This is a genomic window from Streptomyces sp. NPDC048420, assembly GCF_040651535.1.
Classification (GTDB): Bacteria; Actinomycetota; Actinomycetes; order Streptomycetales; family Streptomycetaceae; genus Streptomyces.
In genome coordinates this window covers 343,718-360,802 of sequence record NZ_JBEZKG010000012.1, presented here as the reverse complement: position 1 = coordinate 360,802, position 17,085 = coordinate 343,718, and the positions used below count along the sequence as shown (strand labels likewise).

Annotated in this window: 16 protein-coding genes; 8 read left to right on the top strand and 8 right to left on the bottom strand. The window is 69.3% G+C overall.

Translation table 11 applies throughout. The annotated features are described in order from the left end of the window. Positions 1–74 precede the first annotated feature (74 nt). The 3 genes from AB0D34_RS24730 (at position 75) to AB0D34_RS24720 (ending at position 2,753) form a co-directional block, all read left to right on the top strand. The gene (locus AB0D34_RS24730; protein ID WP_362664791.1) at positions 75–788 is read left to right on the top strand and encodes a trypsin-like peptidase domain-containing protein; all 714 of its coding nucleotides are present in this window, start codon (positions 75–77) and stop codon (positions 786–788) included. Positions 789–877: 89 nt separating this feature from the next. Beyond that, positions 878–1,885 carry a bifunctional lytic transglycosylase/C40 family peptidase gene (locus AB0D34_RS24725; protein WP_362664789.1) on the top strand — a complete coding sequence of 336 codons (1,008 nt, stop codon included), beginning with the start codon at positions 878–880 and terminating at the stop codon, positions 1,883–1,885. Positions 1,886–2,054: 169 nt separating this feature from the next. After that, positions 2,055–2,753 (top strand): phosphatase PAP2 family protein, encoded by a 699-nt coding sequence (locus tag AB0D34_RS24720; protein WP_362664787.1) that lies wholly within the window; start codon positions 2,055–2,057, stop codon positions 2,751–2,753. 83 nt (positions 2,754–2,836) lie between these two features. On the opposite strand, the gene AB0D34_RS24715 is transcribed toward AB0D34_RS24720, so the two are convergent. Then, positions 2,837–4,378, bottom strand: coding sequence for an FAD-binding oxidoreductase (locus tag AB0D34_RS24715; RefSeq protein ID WP_362664785.1), 1,542 nt, complete (start codon positions 4,376–4,378; stop codon positions 2,837–2,839). 297 nt (positions 4,379–4,675) lie between these two features. Between AB0D34_RS24715 and pstS the strand changes: the two genes are divergently transcribed. The 4 genes from pstS to pstB all read left to right on the top strand — a co-directional run bounded on the left by pstS (position 4,676) and on the right by pstB (position 8,795). Further along, entirely contained in the window at positions 4,676–5,800 is a 1,125-nt protein-coding gene (gene pstS / locus AB0D34_RS24710) for a phosphate ABC transporter substrate-binding protein PstS (protein ID WP_362664783.1), read from the top strand. 118 nt (positions 5,801–5,918) lie between these two features. After that, complete coding sequence (gene pstC, locus AB0D34_RS24705) at positions 5,919–6,923, top strand: phosphate ABC transporter permease subunit PstC (RefSeq protein ID WP_362664781.1); 1,005 nt, start codon at positions 5,919–5,921, stop codon at positions 6,921–6,923. Beyond that, positions 6,920–7,978, top strand: a complete 1,059-nt coding sequence (gene pstA, locus AB0D34_RS24700; protein ID WP_362664779.1) for a phosphate ABC transporter permease PstA — start codon at positions 6,920–6,922, stop codon at positions 7,976–7,978. The genes pstC and pstA overlap by 4 nt, the downstream gene beginning before the upstream one ends. Positions 7,979–8,018: 40 nt before the next feature. Next, complete coding sequence (pstB, locus tag AB0D34_RS24695) at positions 8,019–8,795, top strand: phosphate ABC transporter ATP-binding protein PstB (RefSeq protein ID WP_352391660.1); 777 nt, start codon at positions 8,019–8,021, stop codon at positions 8,793–8,795. A 103-nt stretch (positions 8,796–8,898) separates the two neighbouring features. Here the strand turns inward: pstB and AB0D34_RS24690 are convergent, their stop codons facing one another. Both AB0D34_RS24690 and AB0D34_RS24685 read right to left on the bottom strand, forming a co-directional pair. After that, positions 8,899–9,897, bottom strand: a complete 999-nt coding sequence (locus tag AB0D34_RS24690) for an inorganic phosphate transporter (protein WP_362664777.1) — start codon at positions 9,895–9,897, stop codon at positions 8,899–8,901. A gap of 8 nt (positions 9,898–9,905) precedes the next feature. Next, positions 9,906–10,526: a DUF47 family protein gene (locus AB0D34_RS24685; RefSeq protein WP_030043659.1), complete on the bottom strand. Its 621-nt coding sequence runs from the start codon at positions 10,524–10,526 to the stop codon at positions 9,906–9,908. 188 nt (positions 10,527–10,714) lie between these two features. Here AB0D34_RS24685 and AB0D34_RS24680 point away from each other — a divergent pair, with 188 nt between their 5' ends. Beyond that, positions 10,715–11,053: a metal-sensitive transcriptional regulator gene (locus AB0D34_RS24680; RefSeq protein ID WP_362664774.1), complete on the top strand. Its 339-nt coding sequence runs from the start codon at positions 10,715–10,717 to the stop codon at positions 11,051–11,053. 44 nt (positions 11,054–11,097) lie between these two features. Here the strand turns inward: AB0D34_RS24680 and AB0D34_RS24675 are convergent, their stop codons facing one another. The 5 genes from AB0D34_RS24675 to AB0D34_RS24655 form a co-directional block, all read right to left on the bottom strand. Beyond that, entirely contained in the window at positions 11,098–11,280 is a 183-nt protein-coding gene (locus AB0D34_RS24675) for a hypothetical protein (RefSeq protein ID WP_362664773.1), read from the bottom strand. Positions 11,281–11,378: 98 nt separating this feature from the next. Beyond that, positions 11,379–12,206 carry a hypothetical protein gene (locus tag AB0D34_RS24670; RefSeq protein ID WP_362664771.1) on the bottom strand — a complete coding sequence of 276 codons (828 nt, stop codon included), beginning with the start codon at positions 12,204–12,206 and terminating at the stop codon, positions 11,379–11,381. A 305-nt stretch (positions 12,207–12,511) separates the two neighbouring features. Then, complete coding sequence (locus AB0D34_RS24665; RefSeq protein WP_362664769.1) at positions 12,512–12,931, bottom strand: NUDIX hydrolase; 420 nt, start codon at positions 12,929–12,931, stop codon at positions 12,512–12,514. After that, positions 12,928–13,971 carry a CHAD domain-containing protein gene (locus AB0D34_RS24660; protein ID WP_362664767.1) on the bottom strand — a complete coding sequence of 348 codons (1,044 nt, stop codon included), beginning with the start codon at positions 13,969–13,971 and terminating at the stop codon, positions 12,928–12,930. The genes AB0D34_RS24665 and AB0D34_RS24660 overlap by 4 nt, the downstream gene beginning before the upstream one ends. Then, positions 13,952–16,186 carry an RNA degradosome polyphosphate kinase gene (locus tag AB0D34_RS24655; protein WP_362664765.1) on the bottom strand — a complete coding sequence of 745 codons (2,235 nt, stop codon included), beginning with the start codon at positions 16,184–16,186 and terminating at the stop codon, positions 13,952–13,954. The genes AB0D34_RS24660 and AB0D34_RS24655 overlap by 20 nt, the downstream gene beginning before the upstream one ends. Between the last annotated feature and the right edge of the window lie 899 nt (positions 16,187–17,085).

Genomic DNA, 17,085 nt, shown 5'->3' with positions numbered 1-17,085 from the left:
GTTCCCAGCGGTGCGGGCTCCACGCGACGGGCGGTTGACGCGTTTCTCACCTTCGTGCGGAATGCTGCCGTCCGATGAAGCGCACGCCACGTCTCGCTCTCCATGTCGTCGTCGTCCTGCTCACCGTCACCTCGGCCTCCGAAGCGGCCGCCGACGACGGGACGGGGCCCTTCGGGGTGACGACGGTCGCCGCGGCCATCCCGCAGAACGCCCGCGTGGGCGCCCTGTTCGACGGCAGGCAGCACATCTGCACCGCGTCCGTCGTCCGCAGCCCGCACCGCGATCTCATCGTCACCGCCGCGCACTGTCTCGACGGCAAAGACGGTGATCTCCTGTTCGTGCCCGGCTACCGGGACGGAAGGGCGCCGTACGGCAAGTGGAAGGTAGGGAAGCGGTACATGCCCGAGGGGTGGTCCCGCGGACAGGACGAGGACAGCGATGTCGCCTTCGCCACGGTCGAGGGGGACGTCCAGGACTCCGTCGGCGGGAACCGGTTCGTGACCGGCACCGCCACCGGGGCCACCGCCGTCACCGTCACCGGGTACCCCTCCGCCAGGGACGTGCCAATCAGCTGCACCAACAAGCCGACCGCGCACAGCCGTACCCAGCAGCGGATCGAGTGCCCGGAGTTCACCGGCGGTACCAGCGGCAGTCCCTGGGTGAACGGCGACGGGCAGGTCGTGGGGGTGCTGGGCGGGCACGAGCAGGGCGGGGCGACGGCCGACGTGTCGTACAGCGTGGTGCTCGGGGCGGAGGCCGCCGCGCTCTACCGGGACGCGATCTGCTGATCTTTGTGCCGACCCCGCCGAGTACCCAGGTTTCCGCCGGGGAAAGCTCATAAACTGGCGCGGGCGTACTCCCAGTGACCGAGGGGCGGTTGACGGTGCGTAAGGCGTGGCTCGTGGCGGGCGCCGCTCTCGGAGCGGGGCTCAGCTTCGTGATGCTGCTCGTCGTGGGGGTCTACGTCGTCGCCGGGAACCTCGCCGGCGGGGTGGGCGGAGCTACCAAGGCGCTGGCCAAGGGTGCCGTTCCGGCCGCGTACCAGAACCTCGTGCAGAAGTGGGGCAACCTCTGTCCCGCGATCAACCCGGCCCTGCTCGCCGCGCAGCTCTACCAGGAGAGCGGGTTCAACCCGAAGGCCCGGAGCGCCGCGGCCGCGCAGGGAATCGCGCAGTTCATTCCCGGGACCTGGGCAACGCACGGGATCGACGGGGACGGTGACGGCGACAAGGACGTCTGGGATCCCAACGACGCGATTCCCTCGGCGGCTTCGTACGACTGCTCGCTCGCGTCCTATGTGAAGGACGTGCCGGGAAACATCACCGCCAACATGCTCGCCTCGTACAACGCGGGCGCCTACGCGGTCATCAAGTACGGGGGCGTGCCGCCGTACAAGGAAACCCAGAACTACGTGAAGACCATCACGACCCTGGAGGAGAGTTTCGCCGCGCCGACCACCCGCGTCGATCCCTCCAAGCAGGCCGCCGGGGCCATCTACTACGCGCAGAAGAAACTCGGGACGCCTTATCTGTGGGGCGGTACGGGTACGGCCGCGCAGGGCGGACGCTTCGACTGCTCGGGGCTGACACAGGCCGCGTACGAGAGCGTGGGCATCACGCTGCCGCGCGTCGCGAACGATCAGTACAACGCGGGCCCGCATCCGGCCAGAAGTGAACTGTTGCCGGGGGATCTGGTGTTCTTCTCCAAGGACCCCACCAACTCGCGCGCCATCCACCATGTGGGGATTTATGTGGGCGGCGGATACATGATCGACGCACCCAGAACAGGTGCTGTGATCCGGTTCGACCCGATCGACACCTCTGAGTACTTCGGTGCCACCCGGGTCACCGAAGATGGCGCGAAAGCGTTGCCCACGACGGTGTGACCGAACGTGAAACCCTCCCCCTGAGCTGCGGCGATGTGTCTCTCTTCGATAACGTCTGCGTGATCATTCAGTGGAGTGTGGAACGTATTAACGGGAGCCGTGCGTTCCTGGGGGCGTAGCCGAGCGCACATGGGTACGCCGGGAAAGACGACGAAGGGGCCGCAGCATCATGGCTGTTCTCGCCGAATCCGGGTCGAACCCCGACGTCGACCTGCTCTACGACATCAACGGCCTGGCCAAGGACGCCCCGCACTGGTTCGACCGGGTCATGGAGTACGTCGGGGAGTACGGGATCCTGCTGGCCATGGTCCTGCTCGTCGTGTGGTGCTGGTGGTCCGTGCGGCGGCGGGGTGGTGAGGACGCGGCGTCCTCCGTGGCCGCGCTGGTGTGGGCGCCGTTGGCTGCCGCGATCGCCGTGCTGGTCAACGTGCCCATAAGGGGGTTCGTCGAGCGGCCCCGGCCGTTCCGGACCCACGAGGGGCTTGAGGTTCTGGTCTCCGGCAAGACCGACTATTCGTTTGTGAGCGACCACGCGACGATCACGATGGCGATTGCGGTCGGGTTGTTCGTCGCGCATCGGAAGTTCGGACTCTTCGGTATTGCTCTTGCGCTGCTTGAAGGGTTTTGCCGGGTTTATATGGGTGTGCACTATCCGACGGATGTCATTGGTGGGTTCGCGCTCGGGACGGCTGTGGCTCTGTTGTTGTCGCCGGTTGCGATGGCTCTGCTGACGCCTTTGATGAAGGCGGTCGAGGGGTCTTCGAAGGGGGCGTGGATTGTTCGCGCGCGAGGGGTCGAGCGGGGGGCCTCGGTGATTCCTGGGGCTCGGCAGGAGGCGGCGCCATCTGAGAGGGACCTTGCCGCATAGCTGCCGAGTGCGGCGCCGTCGTGGCTTGTCGCGCCCGCGGCGCGGAGCCGCATATCGATACAGCCCCGCGCCCCTGAAAACAGCTACAGGGACTGTGGGTAGCTGAAGAACCCCTGCGGGTCGTACTGCCTCTTCACCTTCGCCAGCTTTGTCGCCGCGTCGCCGTAATACGCCTTCCGCCAGTCCTTCAGTGTCGGGTCCGTGTAGTTCTGGTAGGCCGCTCCCGAGGCGTAGGGCCGCATCGCGTTGTGCGCTGCTGTCAGCCAGGACTGGGCCGTCGTGCCCGTCGTGCCCGCCCGCCAGGACGCGATGTACTGGGCCAGCATGCGGGAGCGGCGGTGGACGAAGGCCGTGGCCGTGGGGGAGACGCGGTTGACCGCTCCGCCGAGGGCGGTCAGGGCGATGCTGCCCGAGCCGCCCCGGACCGCGGAGATCTGCCTCAGCAGGGTCTGGATGCCGGCCGCCGGGATCGAGCGGTCGAAGAAGTCCGAGTGGGCCGCGTACGTCTCGCGGCCCAGGGCGCCCTGGGGGGAGCGGCCGGGGGTGGAGCCGGGCAGATGGCACTTGGCGTCCGTGGAGAAGGACGAGCAGCCCGCGTACGCCTCCATCGCGCTCTCGTAGGAGTGCCGGCGGAGCGTCACGCTGCGGGCCGGTGAGCCGATCCGGTCGGCCAGGCGGTCGAGGGCGTTCTGGAGTTCGCCGTAGGTGCCCAGGGAGAAGGCCGCGACCGCCACGGAGGGCGAGCCGCCGTTCTCCAGGTGGCAGGACGACCAGATCTCGTCGGGCTGCGTGGGACCCCACTCCTGCCAGGCCCTGACCACGGCGGCCGCCTTCGACCACGGCCAGGTCGCGTACGCGGTGACGCCCTGCGGGGCCGGGTGGGTCCTGAAGTGCAGTTCGGTCACCACGCCGAAGTTGCCGTTGCCCGCGCCGCGCAGGGCCCAGAAGAGGTCCTTGTGGGTGGACGCGTCGGCGACCACTTCCTTGCCGTCGGCGGTGATCAGCGTGGCCCGGGTGAGGCTGTCGCAGGTCAGGCCGTACGCCCGGGAGGCCACGCCGTGGCCGCCGCCCAGGGTGAGACCGGAGATGCCGACGGTCGGACACGAGCCCGCCGGGATCGTCACGCCCTTCGCGGTCAGGGCCCGGTAGACGTCGATCAGCTTGGCGCCCGCGCCGACCACGGCGGTGCCGCCCGAGGCGCGCACCCGGTTCAGCTCGGAGACATCGACGATCAGCCGGTTGTTTCCCGAGGACCAGCCGGCGTAGGAGTGGCCGCCGTTGCGGATCGCCACCCGGATGCCGTGGGCGTGGGCGTATGCGAGGGTGGTGTGGATGTCGTCCGCGTTCGCCACGTACGCGACGGCGGCCGGCTTCAGCGAGTCGAAGCGGGTGTTGTACAGCTGTCGGGCGGTCGTCCAGTCCGAGTCACCGGGGCGGACCAGGGTGCCGTCCAGGCCGCGGGCGAGGGCCGACCAGTTCGCGGCGGCCGCGGTGGGCGTACGGGAGGAGAGGGCCTGGCCGAAGGTGCTCTGTGTGGCGCCGGCGCTTCCGCCGCCGTCGCAGGCGGCCGTCGCCACCGCCGCGATCGCGGCCGCGCCGCCTCCGATGAACGTGCGCCGTTCCATGTGTCCGTGCCTTTCGTCGGCCTCGTCGGCTTCCGTGGAACGAGACGGGACTGTGGGTGTGAGGGTTCCCTGGTGGGTTCCGGAATCACACTGTGCCCTCGACGTAAGCGTTCCGTGACCTCACCGCACCTTTCGCAGGGGTTCACCCTCCGTTCACTTCCGGCCATAGGCGCCTTCACCTGATCTGCCTAATTTCGGCCTTACGCGATGCGTGGTGTGCCTCGAATGCGCATCCGTATCACTCAGACTTCGCGCACGCCGCCGGATTCAGGACGGCGGCTCCCGGAAGGAACTCAAGTGAAGCTTCAGCGCAAGAACCGGCGGGCCCTCGCCTTCGGTGCTCTCGCCGTCTCCGGCGCCCTGGCCCTCACGGCGTGCGGCTCGGACGACACCAGCGGCGGCGGTGGCAGCAGCGCGTCTGCCACCGCGGCCGCCGGCAACATCAAGTGCGACGACGCCAAGGGCCAGCTGCTCGCCGACGGCTCTTCCGCGCAGAAGAACGCGATCGACGCCTGGGTCAAGCAGTTCACCGCCGCCTGTGGTGTCCAGATCAACTACAAGGGCAGCGGCTCCGGCGCCGGCGTCACCGCGTTCACCAACGGCCAGGTCGCCTTCGCCGGTTCCGACTCCGCGCTGAAGCCCGAAGAGGTCACGGCCTCCAAGAAGGTCTGCTCCGGCGGCCAGGGCATCGACCTCCCGATGGTCGGCGGCCCGATCGCCCTCGGCATCAACATCTCCGGTGTCGACAAGCTCACGCTGGACGCGCCCACCATCGCCAAGATCTTCGACGCCAAGATCACCAAGTGGAACGACCCGGCCATCAAGGCACTGAACCCGGGCGTGAACCTGCCGGACCTGAAGATCCAGGCGTTCCACCGCTCGGACGACTCCGGCACCACGGACAACTTCACCAAGTACCTGATCGCCACCGCCAAGAGCGACTGGCCCTACGAAGGCGGCAAGACCTGGCAGGCCAAGGGCGGCCAGTCCGCCGCGCAGTCCTCCGGTGTGGCCCAGCAGGTCAAGCAGACCAACGGCGCCATCGGTTACTTCGAGCTCTCCTACGCCAAGGACGGCATCACGCCGGTCAGCATCGACACCGGCGCCTCCGCCCCGGTCGAGCCCACCGTCGACAACGCCACCAAGGCCATCGCGGACGCCAAGGTCGTCGGCACCGGCTCCGACCTGGCGCTGAAGCTCAACTACGCGACCAAGGCCGACGGTGCCTACCCGATGGTCCTCGTCACGTACGAGATCGTCTGCGACAAGGGCAACAAGTCCGACACCCTGGCCGCCACCAAGGCGTTCCTGCGCTACACCGCCTCCGAGGACGGCCAGAAGGTCCTCGCGGACAACGACTACGCGCCGATCCCCGAGGACATCATCGCCAAGGTTCGCACCACCATCGAGAGCCTGAGCTGACCTGAGCGTGTGGTCCGGCCCGGGACCCGCTTCGAGGGACCCGGGCCGGACCGCACCGTCCGGTGCACCGCCGCCAGGAGCCGTACGACATGTGCGGCTCAGCAGACCGGAGAACCCGATGGACACCACACAGATAACAGACGCTCCTCCCCCCACTCCCCAACCGACCGAGGCCGAGCAGAAGCGCGCGGCCCGTGGCGCCACCCGACCCGGTGACCGGATCTTCCTCGGTCTCTCCCGCGGGTCGGGCATCCTGCTGCTGGTGATCATGGCCGCGATCGCGGCCTTCCTCGCCTGGCGCGCCTCGCTGGCGATCAGCAAGGACGACGCCAACTTCTTCACCGCGTTCGAGTGGAACACGCAGCTCGTCCCGCCGAAGTTCGGCATCGCCGTGCTCGCCTTCGGCACGATCGTCTCCTCGATCATCGCCATGGTCATCGCGGTCCCGATCGCGGTCGCCATCGCGTTGTTCCTCACGCACTACGCCCCCCGCAGGCTGAGCGGCCCGATCGCCTACGTGATCGACCTGCTCGCCGCCGTGCCGTCCATCGTGTACGGCCTCTGGGGCGCCCTGATCCTCGTACCGCACATGAACGGCCTGTACGGCTGGCTGAACGACTACCTCGGCTGGACCGGCATCTTCTCCTGGCAGCAGGGCGCGCCGCGCTCGATGCTGACCGTCGGCATCCTGCTCGCGATCATGATCCTGCCGATCATCACCAACGTGAGCCGCGAGGTCTTCCGCCAGGTCCCGCAGATGCACGAGGAGGCGGCCCTGGCGCTCGGCGCCACCCGCTGGGAGGTCATCCGCATGGCGGTGATCCCCTTCGGCCGCTCCGGTGTGATCTCCGCGTCGATGCTCGGTCTCGGCCGTGCGCTCGGCGAGACGATGGCCGTGGCCACCGTGCTCTCGCCGTCCTTCGACATCCAGGCCAGCCTGCTCGACCCGGGCGGCGGCACCTTCGCCCAGAACATCGCCAGCAAGTTCGGTGAGGCCAGCGAGACGGGCCGGGACGCGCTGATCGCCTCCGGTCTGGTCCTGTTCGTCATCACCCTGCTGGTCAACGGCGCGGCCCGCATGATCATCGCCCGCCGCAAGGAGTACTCGGGGGCCAACGCATGAGCACCGCAATCACCGAGAAGCGCCCCAGCACCCTGCGCGGCGCCAGCCTGCCCAAGTGGTCCCCGTACGCCATCGCCGTCGGCTCCGTCGCCCTCGGCCTCGGCATCAGCGCGGCCGCCGGTCTGGACAGCAGCATCCAGTGGGCCCTGATCGCCGGGCTGCTGTTCGTCCTCGGCACGTACGTCATCGCCGCCCGTGTGGAGGGCCGCCGCCAGGCCAAGGACCGGGTCGCGACCGCGTTGGTCTGGGTCGCCTTCCTGCTCGCCGTCGTCCCGCTGGTCTCCCTGGTGTGGTCGACCGTCTCGCGCGGTGTGAAGGTCCTCGACTTCTACTTCCTGAGCCACTCGATGGGTCTGGTCTCCGACGACGAGCCGGGCGGCGGCATCTACCACGCCATCCTCGGCAGTCTGGAGCAGGTCGGTCTCGCCACGGTGATCGCGGCGCCGATCGGTGTGCTCACCGCCGTCTACCTGGTGGAGTACGGGCGCGGCAAGCTCGCCAAGGCCGTCACCTTCTTCGTCGACGTCATGACGGGTATCCCGTCGATCGTCGCGGGTCTGTTCATCCTGGCGATCATGCTGGCCTTCGACATGCAGCCCTTCGGCTTCGCCGGCTCGCTCGCCCTGGCCATCCTGATGATGCCGGTGGTCGTGCGCTCCACGGAGGAGATGCTCAAGCTCGTCCCGAACGAGCTGCGCGAGGCGTCCCTGGCGCTCGGCATCCCGAAGTGGCGCACCATCCTGAAGGTGGTCATCCCGACCTCCATCGGTGGCATCACCACCGGCATCATGCTGGCGGTCGCCCGTATCGCGGGTGAGACGGCGCCGGTGCTGCTGCTGGTATGGGGGAACTCGCTCATCAACGCCAACCCCTTCGAGGGTGCGCAGCAGTCGCTTCCGCTGTACATCTATCAGCAGTACGCGAACAGCGCGGGCGCCGGTGCGGCGTACGACCGTGCGTGGGCGGCGTCGCTGACGCTGATCGCCTTCGTGATGATCCTGAACCTGGTGGCCCGCGGCATCGCCCGCTGGAAGGCCCCGAAGACCGGTCGCTGACGCGGCCATACAGCGACCGAGATCTGGAAGTGAAGTAGTTATGGCCAAGCGAATCGACGTCAGTGGGCTCACCGCCTACTACGGCTCCCACAAGGCGATCGAAGACATCTCGATGACCGTCGAGCCCCGCTCGGTGACGGCCTTCATCGGCCCCTCCGGCTGCGGCAAGTCGACGTTCCTGCGCACGCTCAACCGGATGCACGAGGTCACCTCGGGCGGCCGGGTCGAGGGCAAGGTGCTCCTCGACGACGAGGACCTGTACGGCCAGGGCATAGACCCGGTGTCCGTGCGCCGCGAGGTCGGCATGGTCTTCCAGCGCCCCAACCCGTTCCCCACGATGTCGATCTTCGACAACGTGGCGGCGGGCCTGCGCCTGAACGGCTCGTACAAGAAGAGCGAGCTGGCGGACGTGGTCGAGAAGTCCCTCAAGGGCGCGAACCTCTGGAACGAGGTCAAGGACCGTCTGAACAAGCCCGGTTCGGGGCTGTCCGGTGGTCAGCAGCAGCGTCTGTGCATCGCCCGCGCGATCGCGGTGGAGCCCAAGGTGCTGCTCATGGACGAGCCCTGCTCGGCCCTCGACCCGATCTCCACCCTCGCCATCGAGGACCTGATCGGTGAGCTGAAGGAGCGCTTCACGATCGTCATCGTGACGCACAACATGCAGCAGGCCGCCCGTGTCTCCGACCGCACGGCCTTCTTCAACCTGGCGGCCGTGGGCCAGCCCGGCAAGCTGATCGAGATCGACGAGACGGAGCGCATCTTCTCCAACCCGTCGGTGCAGGCCACGGAGGACTACATCTCCGGCCGCTTCGGCTAGGCCGTATCGAACCCCTCGCGGTGCTGCATGGCGGTGCCACCGCGAGGACACAGAGGGCCCGCCCCCGGATTCCCGGGGGCGGGCCCGTTTACGTGCACGGTTCCTACAGGAACGCCAGGTTCACGATCCCGAAGGAGCACGCGGCCACGATCGCCGCGGCCGGCATCGTGATGAACCAGCCCAGGACGATGTTCTTGGCGACGCCCCAGCGGACCGCGTTCACTCGCTTCGTGGCGCCGACGCCCATGATCGCCGAGGTGATGACGTGGGTCGTGGAGACCGGCGCCTTGAAGAGGTACGCGGTGGTGAACATGATCGCGGCACCGGTGGTCTCGGCGGCGAAGCCCTGCGGGGGGTCGAGCTCGATGATCTTCCGGCCCAGGGTGCGCATGATGCGCCAGCCGCCCGCGTACGTGCCCAGCGACAGCATCACCGCGCAGACGATCTTCACCCAGAACGGGATCGGGTCGCCGTACGTCTGGTGGCCGGAGATCACCAGGGCCATCACCACGATGCCCATGGTCTTCTGGGCGTCCTGGAGACCGTGGCCGAGCGCCATGCCGGCCGCGGACACCGTCTGCGCGATGCGGAAGCCGCGCTTGGCCTTGTGCGGGTTGGCCCGGCGGAAGATCCACATGATGGCCGTCATCACCAGGTAACCGATGATCAGGCCGACGAAGGGCGACACGAACATCGGGATGACGACCTTCTCGACCACCCCGTGCCAGATCACCTCGCTGCCACCCGCCAACGCGGCCCCGACCAGGCCGCCGAAGAGCGCGTGGGAGGACGAGGAGGGCAGGCCGAAGTACCAGGTGACCAGGTTCCAGACGATCGCGCCCACGAGCGCCGCGAAGAGGATCCCCATCCCCTTCGAGCCCTGCGGGGTCTCGATCAGCCCCTCGCTGACCGTCTTGGCGACCTCGTTGCCCAGGAACGCGCCCGCCAGGTTCATCACCGCCGCCATCGCCAGCGCCGCGCGCGGGGTGAGCGCCCGCGTCGACACCGAGGTCGCGATCGCGTTCGCGGAGTCGTGGAAGCCGTTGGTGTACGTGAAGAAGAGCGCGACCAGGATGGTCACGACCAGAGCGAAGGTGTCCATGGAAGGGCTCAGGACTCCTTGACGGCGATGGTCTCCACCGTGTTCGCCACATGCTCGAAAGCGTCGGCGGCCTCTTCGAGCACATCCACGATCTGCTTGAGCTTGAGCACCTCGATGGCCTCGTACTTGCCGTTGAAGAGCATGGCGAGCAGCTTGCGGTGGATCTGGTCGGCCTGGTTCTCCAGCCGGTTGACCTCGATCCAGTACTCGGTGAGGTTGTCCATGGTCCGCAGGTTCGGCATGGCCTCGGCGGTGAGCTCGGCGGCCCGCGCCAGCACCTCGATCTGCTGCTCGACGCCCTTGGGCAGTTCCTCGACGTTGTAGAGGACGACCAGGTCGACGGCCTCCTCCATGAAGTCCATGATGTCGTCGAGGGAGGACGCCAGGTTGTAGATGTCCTCACGGTCGAACGGCGTGATGAACGAGGAGTTCAGCTGGTGGAAGATCGCGTGAGTGGCGTCGTCACCGGCGTGTTCAGCGGCCCGCATACGCTCTGCGATCTCGGCCCGGCCGGCGGTGTCCGCCCCGAGCAGTTCCATCAGGAGCTTCGAGCCCGTGACGATGTTGTCCGCGGAGGCGGCGAACATGTCGTAGAAGCTCGTCTCCCTGGGGGTCAGACGAAAGCGCACAAGGGGTCCTCGGGGTGCATCGGTTTCGGTCAGGCTGATGCTAGGTGCATCATCCGGCCACGGCTAATGGGCCGTCTCCCAGTGTCGCCCATCAGGCAGTGTGATCCGTACGGGGGCATACCAAGGGCCCTATACCCAGCAAAGTTCGGTACGATATACCCGGTAGGGGTATGGATCTGGAGGACGCGATGACGACGACCGAGGCCGGCGCCACGGCGCCCTCCGAGCCGGTGGCCGAAAACGCCACCCACGGGTACCACAAGCAGAAGGACGAACACCTCAAGCGCCTGCGCCGGATCGAGGGCCAGATCCGGGGCCTTCAGCGGATGGTCGACGAGGACGTCTACTGCATCGACATACTCACCCAGGTGTCCGCCTCCACCAAGGCCCTGCAGTCCTTCGCCCTGCAGCTCCTGGAGGAACACCTGCGGCACTGCGTCGCGGACGCGGCCGTGCAGGGCGGCGCCGAGATCGACGCGAAGGTCGAGGAGGCCACGAAGGCGATCGGCCGCCTGCTGCGAACCTGACCCATCCGGACTTCCGCTACGACGGGACGGGCGCCCCCGGCCGGTTATCCGACCGAGCCGGGGGCGCTCGCGCGTTCTTCGGCCACTTTCAGCACCTCGTCGATGCTCTCCAGGCTGAGCCGGTCGTCCGCGGCCGAGGCCGCGATGATCAGCTCTCCGCACAGTTCGATCTCGGCGAGGGCCACGTGGTCCTGCACCGCCGTACCGCCGACCGGAGCCACGCGCATCACCTCTTCTCTGCCGTTACCGACTTCCTAGAGTAGGGAGCGGTCTACACAACGCGCATGGCACGGACGGGCTAGTTCTTGACGCCCGTCACGGCTGCTCACCCTTCGGCGATCTTGCCCGCGTAGATGTCCCGGGCGGTCGGCAGTCGTACGTCCGCGGCCACCCCGAAGTCGAACAGCAGGGTCGTCGATGCGACCGCGACGGTGCCCGGCTGCTGTCCGTTGACGAAGCTGAACCGGTGCCGGATCTTGCGGATGCGGCCCTGCTCGTCGAGGTAGACGTCGAAGGGCACCGCGGCCGTGGCGAACCCTTTCGCCGCCGCCGCGAGGACGCTCTTGTTGGCGCCGGAGGCACCCTTCGCCGCGGCGGCGAGGTCGGCCGTACCCCGGTAGTGCCGCACCTCGGTCCCCGCGAGCTCGGTCGTGCCGACGTACGTCGCCGTCCTGGTCCCGCGCAGCACCTCGGCGGCGGCGAGCGGGTCGGTGGCCCCGCCGGTGACGAGGTTGCCGTCGGCGAGGCCCGCGGTGTCGACGCGCACCCACTTGTCGGCGGGGACACCGGCACCCCGGTTCTTCATGAACAGGGCCCCCGGGGCGAGGAGTTCGGTGATCGGCCGGTGCTCGCTGGTGCCGGCCGGGTCCTGGGGCAGCATCACCTTCAGCCGGCCGAGCCGCTCGCGGTAGTCGTACACACCCTCGCCGCGGATGGTGACCCGGGTCCCTCCGGTGGCCATCTCCATCGACGTACGCGCCCTCGAACTGCCCGCGTCCACCAGGGTGTCGGCGGCCCGGCGCAGGGTCCCGACCGGATCGGCCGCGTGCGCGTCGTCCAGGGTGGTGCCGCCGCCCGAGCAGCCGGTGGCACCGGCCACCAGCACCGCCGCGACGACCGCCCCGCCGGTCCGCCTGTGCTGCCGCTCCGCCATCGCCGCCTACCCCCAGCCGGTACGTCCGCCACGGACTGCCTGTCGCTGCCGTTAACGACGGGTGGGCGGGCACCGTCACGCGCGGACTGTCCCTTACCCGGGGTGGGTAACGTGGTCGGTGTGGCACAGCAGGACAGGATCCCCCCACCCCCCTCCGACGGGTCGGCCCATCACACGCAGATGGTCGAACAGGGCCGCTTCTGTCTGGCCCGGTGCGCCTGCGGCTGGCGCGGACCGGCCCGCAGAGCGCGCAGCCAGGCGCGGGCGGACGCGGAGGGACACGCTGCCGGGGGCTAGGGCAGGCCCTACAGCGGCAGCAGCTCGTCGATCAGGGTGCGGTCGCGGTACTGCGTCAGGCGGCTGCGGGCCGCGGCGGGGGAGAGCCACAGGATGCGGTCCACCTCGTCGTTCGGGGTGAAGCGGCCGCTGGTTGCCTCGGCCGCCCAGTAACGGACCCGCTTGGGGCGGCCGTTGGCCATGTAGCGGACGGTGGGCAGCTCGGTTCCGGGCTCGGCGGTGTAGCCCGTCTCCTCCTCGACCTCGCGCAGCGCGGCGGTGAGGGCGTCCTCCTCGCGCTTCAACTTGCCCTTGGGATGCGACCAGTCGTCGTATTTCGGCCGGTGGACCAGGCAGATCTCGAGGTCGCCGTCGATCGGGGAGCGGCGCCACAGGACGCATCCGGCTGCCTGGACGACGGAGTCGTTGTCGTCATCGGGACGAGTCATGTACTCACCGCCTGTTTCTGCCAGCACTGCTGGAACGCGAAGCGGGCCGCCTCCACCTCGTGGCGCTGGTCGGCGTGCAGGACGCCGAGGGCGTAGGCGGTGGCCGGGGCGATGCGGGGGGTGCGGGCCGCCGCCGCGGCGGCCGCCGCGGCCTCCGAGGCGTCGCGGTGGCGGTCCAGGGCCTGGCCCGCGGTGAGGAGCCTTACCTCCACCGGGGGGTTGGTGCCGCAGAGGACCTCGCGCGCGTATCTGTGCAGGCGCAGGAGGAGACGGACCTGGTGCCAGGGGGCGTCCTGGGGGTGCGGGGAGGGGTCGGGGGAGAGGCCGTGGATGAGGGCCTCGGCGTTGTAGGGGTGGCCCGCGGTGACCAGGGGGAGGGCGGTCGCCGCGTCCGCCAGGCGCTCCTCGGCCGCGGTCGCGTGTGGGTGGAGGGGGGTGTTCTTCGCCGTGGGGGTGAGGGGGACTTCGCTGGCGAGTACGGCGATGTTGTCGGCGACCGCGTGGAAGCGGGAGGAGCCCAGGGCCTGGAGGGCGGTGCTGTGGGCTCGGGTGCGGGCGAGGGTGAGCTGGCGGTCCAGGAGGGCGCCTGCCTTTGCCGCGCCCACTGTGAGGTTGCCGCGGTCGGGGGTGGGCGCTGAGGGGGTTGCTCCGCCGACGACAGCAGATGTCTGCGCCGGAAACACCGCGCCCGACAGCCTGTGCAGGGCCAGCAACAGGCGTTCCAGGCGGGACTCGTACGCGTGCTCCATGCCCAACGTGCCGGACAGCCAGGCCAGTTCGGGACGGAGGTGCTCCGACCAGTCGGGGTCCAGGAGAGGTCGGAAGGTGTGGAGGCTGGCGCTGATGCGGCGGACCGAGCGGCGCAGGGCCCGGGCCGCGTCGACGGGGTCCTCCGGACCCTGGGCCTGGGCTCCGCTTTCGCGGTGCTGGCGCAGGGCTCGGAGGAACTCCGTGGCCTGGGACCGCAGGTAGCCCGCGAGGGCGTCCCCGGTTACCGGTCCGGCCAGCGGGTCCGTCGGTTCAAGGTGTTGCTGTGCCACGCCGGCGCCTCCGGGCGTCTATGAGCATCTCCTGGACGTTGCGCAGGGGTTGGCCGTCCGCGTCCGTGGCGTGCCGAGTCCACTCGCCGTCCGGGCCGAGGTGCCAGGACGCGGTGGTGTCGGACATGCCGGTCTCCAACAGCCGGTTGAGGGCTGCCCGGTGGGCCGGGTCGGTGACGCGGACCAAGGCCTCGATACGGCGGTCGAGGTTGCGGTGCATCATGTCGGCGCTGCCGATCCAGACCTCCGGTTCGCCGCCGTTGCCGAAGGCGAAGACCCGGGAGTGTTCGAGGAACCGGCCGAGGATCGAGCGGACCCGGACGTTCTCGGACATGCCGGTGACGCCGGGGCGGATCGCGCAGATGCCGCGCACCCAGACGTCGACGGGTACGCCCGCCTGGGACGCGCGGTAGAGCGAGTCGATGAGTGCCTCGTCCACCATGGAGTTGACCTTGATGCGGATGAAGGCCGGGCGTCCTGCGCGGTGGTGCTGGACTTCCTTGTTCACACGGGAAATGAGGCCGTCACGAAGGGACTTGGGGGCCACCAGGAGGCGGCGGTAGGTCTCGCGGCGGGAGTAGCCGGACAGCCGGTTGAAGAGGTCGGAGAGGTCCGCGCCGACCTGCGGGTCGGCGGTGAGCAGGCCGAGGTCCTCGTACAGCCGGGCCGTCTTCGGGTGGTAGTTCCCGGTGCCGACGTGGCTGTACCGCCGAAGCGTGTCGCCTTCCTGACGGACCACCAGGGACAGCTTGCAGTGGGTCTTCAGTCCGACCAGGCCGTAGACGACGTGGCAGCCCGCCTCCTCCAGCTTGCGCGCCCACTTGATGTTGGCGTGCTCGTCGAAGCGGGCTTTGATCTCGACCAGGACGAGGACCTGCTTGCCGGCCTCGGCGGCGTCGATGAGGGCGTCGACGATCGGGGAGTCGCCCGACGTGCGGTACAGGGTCTGCTTGATGGCGAGGACGTCGGGGTCGTCGGCCGCCTGCTGGAGGAAGGCCTGGACGGAGGTCGAGAAGGAGTCGTAGGGGTGGTGCAGCAGGACGTCGCGGGCGCGCAGGGACGCGAAGATGTCGGGCGCGGACGCCGACTCGACCTCGGCCAGGTCGCGGTGGACGCCCGCGACGAACTTGCGGTACTTCAGCTCGGGGCGGTCGAGGCCCGCGATGCGGAAGAGACCGGTGAGGTCGAGGGGGCCGGGCAGCGGGTAGACCTCCGCCTCGGAGATCTTCAGCTCGCGCACGAGGAGGTCCAGGACCTCGCGGTCGATGGACTCCTCGACCTCCAGGCGGACCGGCGGGCCGAAGCGGCGCCGCATGAGCTCCTTCTCCAGGGCCTGGAGGAGGTTCTCGGCGTCGTCCTCCTCGACCTCCAGGTCCTCGTTGCGGGTGACCCGGAAGGTGTGGTGCTCCAGGACCTCCATGCCCGGGAAGAGCTCTTCCAGGTGGGCCGCGATGACGTCCTCGATGGGGACGTAGCGGCCGGGGGAGGACTCCAGGAAGCGGGACAGCAGCGGCGGGACCTTGACCCGGGCGAAGTGCCGCTTGCCGTTGACCGGGTTGCGGACGATCACGGCCAGGTTCAGGGAGAGGCCCGAGATGTACGGGAAGGGGTGCGCCGGGTCGACGGCGAGGGGGGTGAGGACCGGGAAGATCTGGTGCCGGAACAGGGTGAAGAGGCGGGCCTGCTCCTTCTCCTGGAGTTCGTTCCAGCGGACCAGGTGGATGCCGTCCTCCGCGAGCGCGGGGGCGACGTCCTCGTGGTAGCAGGCGGCGTGCCGGGCCATCAGCTCGCGGGAGCGGGCCCAGATCATCTCCAGCACCTCGCGCGGCTGGAGGCCGGAGGCCGAGCGGGTGGCGACGCCGGTGGCGATACGGCGCTTCAGGCCCGCCACCCGGACCATGAAGAACTCGTCCAGGTTGCTGGCGAAGATCGCGAGGAAGTTGGCACGCTCGAGGAGGGGGGTGTTCGGGTCCTCGGCGAGTTCCAGGACGCGTTCGTTGAACGCGAGCCAGCTGCGTTCACGGTCGAGGAAACGACCCTGCGGGAGCTGGGCGGCACCGTCGACCGGGATCTCCTCGTACGCGTCGAGATCCGCGTCGAGGTCGGGTTCCAGGTCGGAGACGGTGGCCGACACGGTGTGCGGGCGGTGCGCGGCTATGGAGCCCACGGAGGGCTGTACGTGCTGGACCTCTGCCTGGGCGTTCGACTGGCTCATGGCCCCATTCTTCCGCGCCAGGAGCGAAACGGGCGCGTCGGAGAGTGCGAGCGGGAGCACGGTGGCGACCGGGGCGTCCGCGTTCCCCGCGGGCCCCTCGGGTGGCGGCGAGGGTTCTGGCGCGGCGGGCTTCATTCGGTGAGCGTCGCAAGTCCGTCTGAACCAATGGTTACGGCGACATGGCGTGCGGGATATCGGGGGACGGCTCCCGGGCGCCGTGGGGTTGTTTGGTTGTCTGCGGGGTGGGTGGGGGCGGGGGTTGTGCGCAGTTCCCCGCGCCCCTGAGATGCCTGCGGGTTGCCTCCGGCGGTTGGGCGGGGTTCGGTTGTTGGTTGGGTGCGGGTTCGGTGGGGGCTGGTGTTGTGCGCAGTTCCCCGCGCCCCTGAGATGCCTGCGGCGGCCTGTTGCGCCCCCGGTGGGGGCGTGTGTAGCGCGTCGGGTTCGGTGGGTGGGTCGGGGCCGGGGTGGAGGGTATCCGTCCTCGGTCCGGCGGCTCGGCTGCTTGAGTAGTGCTGGATGACGGACGCCGGCCGCTGCGGGCGGACACCCCCCACCCCGTCCCCTGCGCGCCGTACGCGGCCAACGGCCCATCGTGGTGCGCGGGGCGGGGAACGGTCCGTCGTGGTGCGCGAGGTGGTCGGCGGTCCGTTGTGGTGCGCGAGGTGGTCGGCGGTTTCGTCGTGGCGCAGGCCGGCTGCAACTCCTTAGGGGCGCGGGGAACTGCGCGACCAGCCCTCACCGGCCCGCACTCGCCATACGACATCGCGAGGCACTTCCCTGGGCGCCCGGCCCAAGCCCAGCGCAGCTGCCCGCGGGGAACTGCGCGACCAGCCCCCACCGGGCCGCGGCCGCCACACGACATCGCGAGGCACTTCCCTGGGCGCCCGGCCCAAGCCCAG

Bases quoted from the DNA above. Each gene is read 5' to 3' on its own strand.
- pstA (WP_362664779.1), top strand. From the start codon at position 6,920: ATGAGCACCGCAATCACCGAGAAGCGCCCCAGCACCCTGCGCGGCGCC.
- AB0D34_RS24690 (WP_362664777.1), bottom strand. From the start codon at position 9,897: ATGGACACCTTCGCTCTGGTCGTGACCATCCTGGTCGCGCTCTTCTTC.
- AB0D34_RS24715 (WP_362664785.1), bottom strand. From the start codon at position 4,378: ATGGAACGGCGCACGTTCATCGGAGGCGGCGCGGCCGCGATCGCGGCG.
- AB0D34_RS24655 (WP_362664765.1), bottom strand. From the start codon at position 16,186: ATGAGCCAGTCGAACGCCCAGGCAGAGGTCCAGCACGTACAGCCCTCC.
- AB0D34_RS24665 (WP_362664769.1), bottom strand. From the start codon at position 12,931: ATGACTCGTCCCGATGACGACAACGACTCCGTCGTCCAGGCAGCCGGA.
- pstB (WP_352391660.1), top strand. From the start codon at position 8,019: ATGGCCAAGCGAATCGACGTCAGTGGGCTCACCGCCTACTACGGCTCC.
- AB0D34_RS24680 (WP_362664774.1), top strand. From the start codon at position 10,715: ATGACGACGACCGAGGCCGGCGCCACGGCGCCCTCCGAGCCGGTGGCC.
- AB0D34_RS24730 (WP_362664791.1), top strand. From the start codon at position 75: ATGAAGCGCACGCCACGTCTCGCTCTCCATGTCGTCGTCGTCCTGCTC.
- AB0D34_RS24670 (WP_362664771.1), bottom strand. From the start codon at position 12,206: ATGGCGGAGCGGCAGCACAGGCGGACCGGCGGGGCGGTCGTCGCGGCG.
- AB0D34_RS24720 (WP_362664787.1), top strand. From the start codon at position 2,055: ATGGCTGTTCTCGCCGAATCCGGGTCGAACCCCGACGTCGACCTGCTC.
- AB0D34_RS24675 (WP_362664773.1), bottom strand. From the start codon at position 11,280: ATGCGCGTGGCTCCGGTCGGCGGTACGGCGGTGCAGGACCACGTGGCC.
- pstC (WP_362664781.1), top strand. From the start codon at position 5,919: ATGGACACCACACAGATAACAGACGCTCCTCCCCCCACTCCCCAACCG.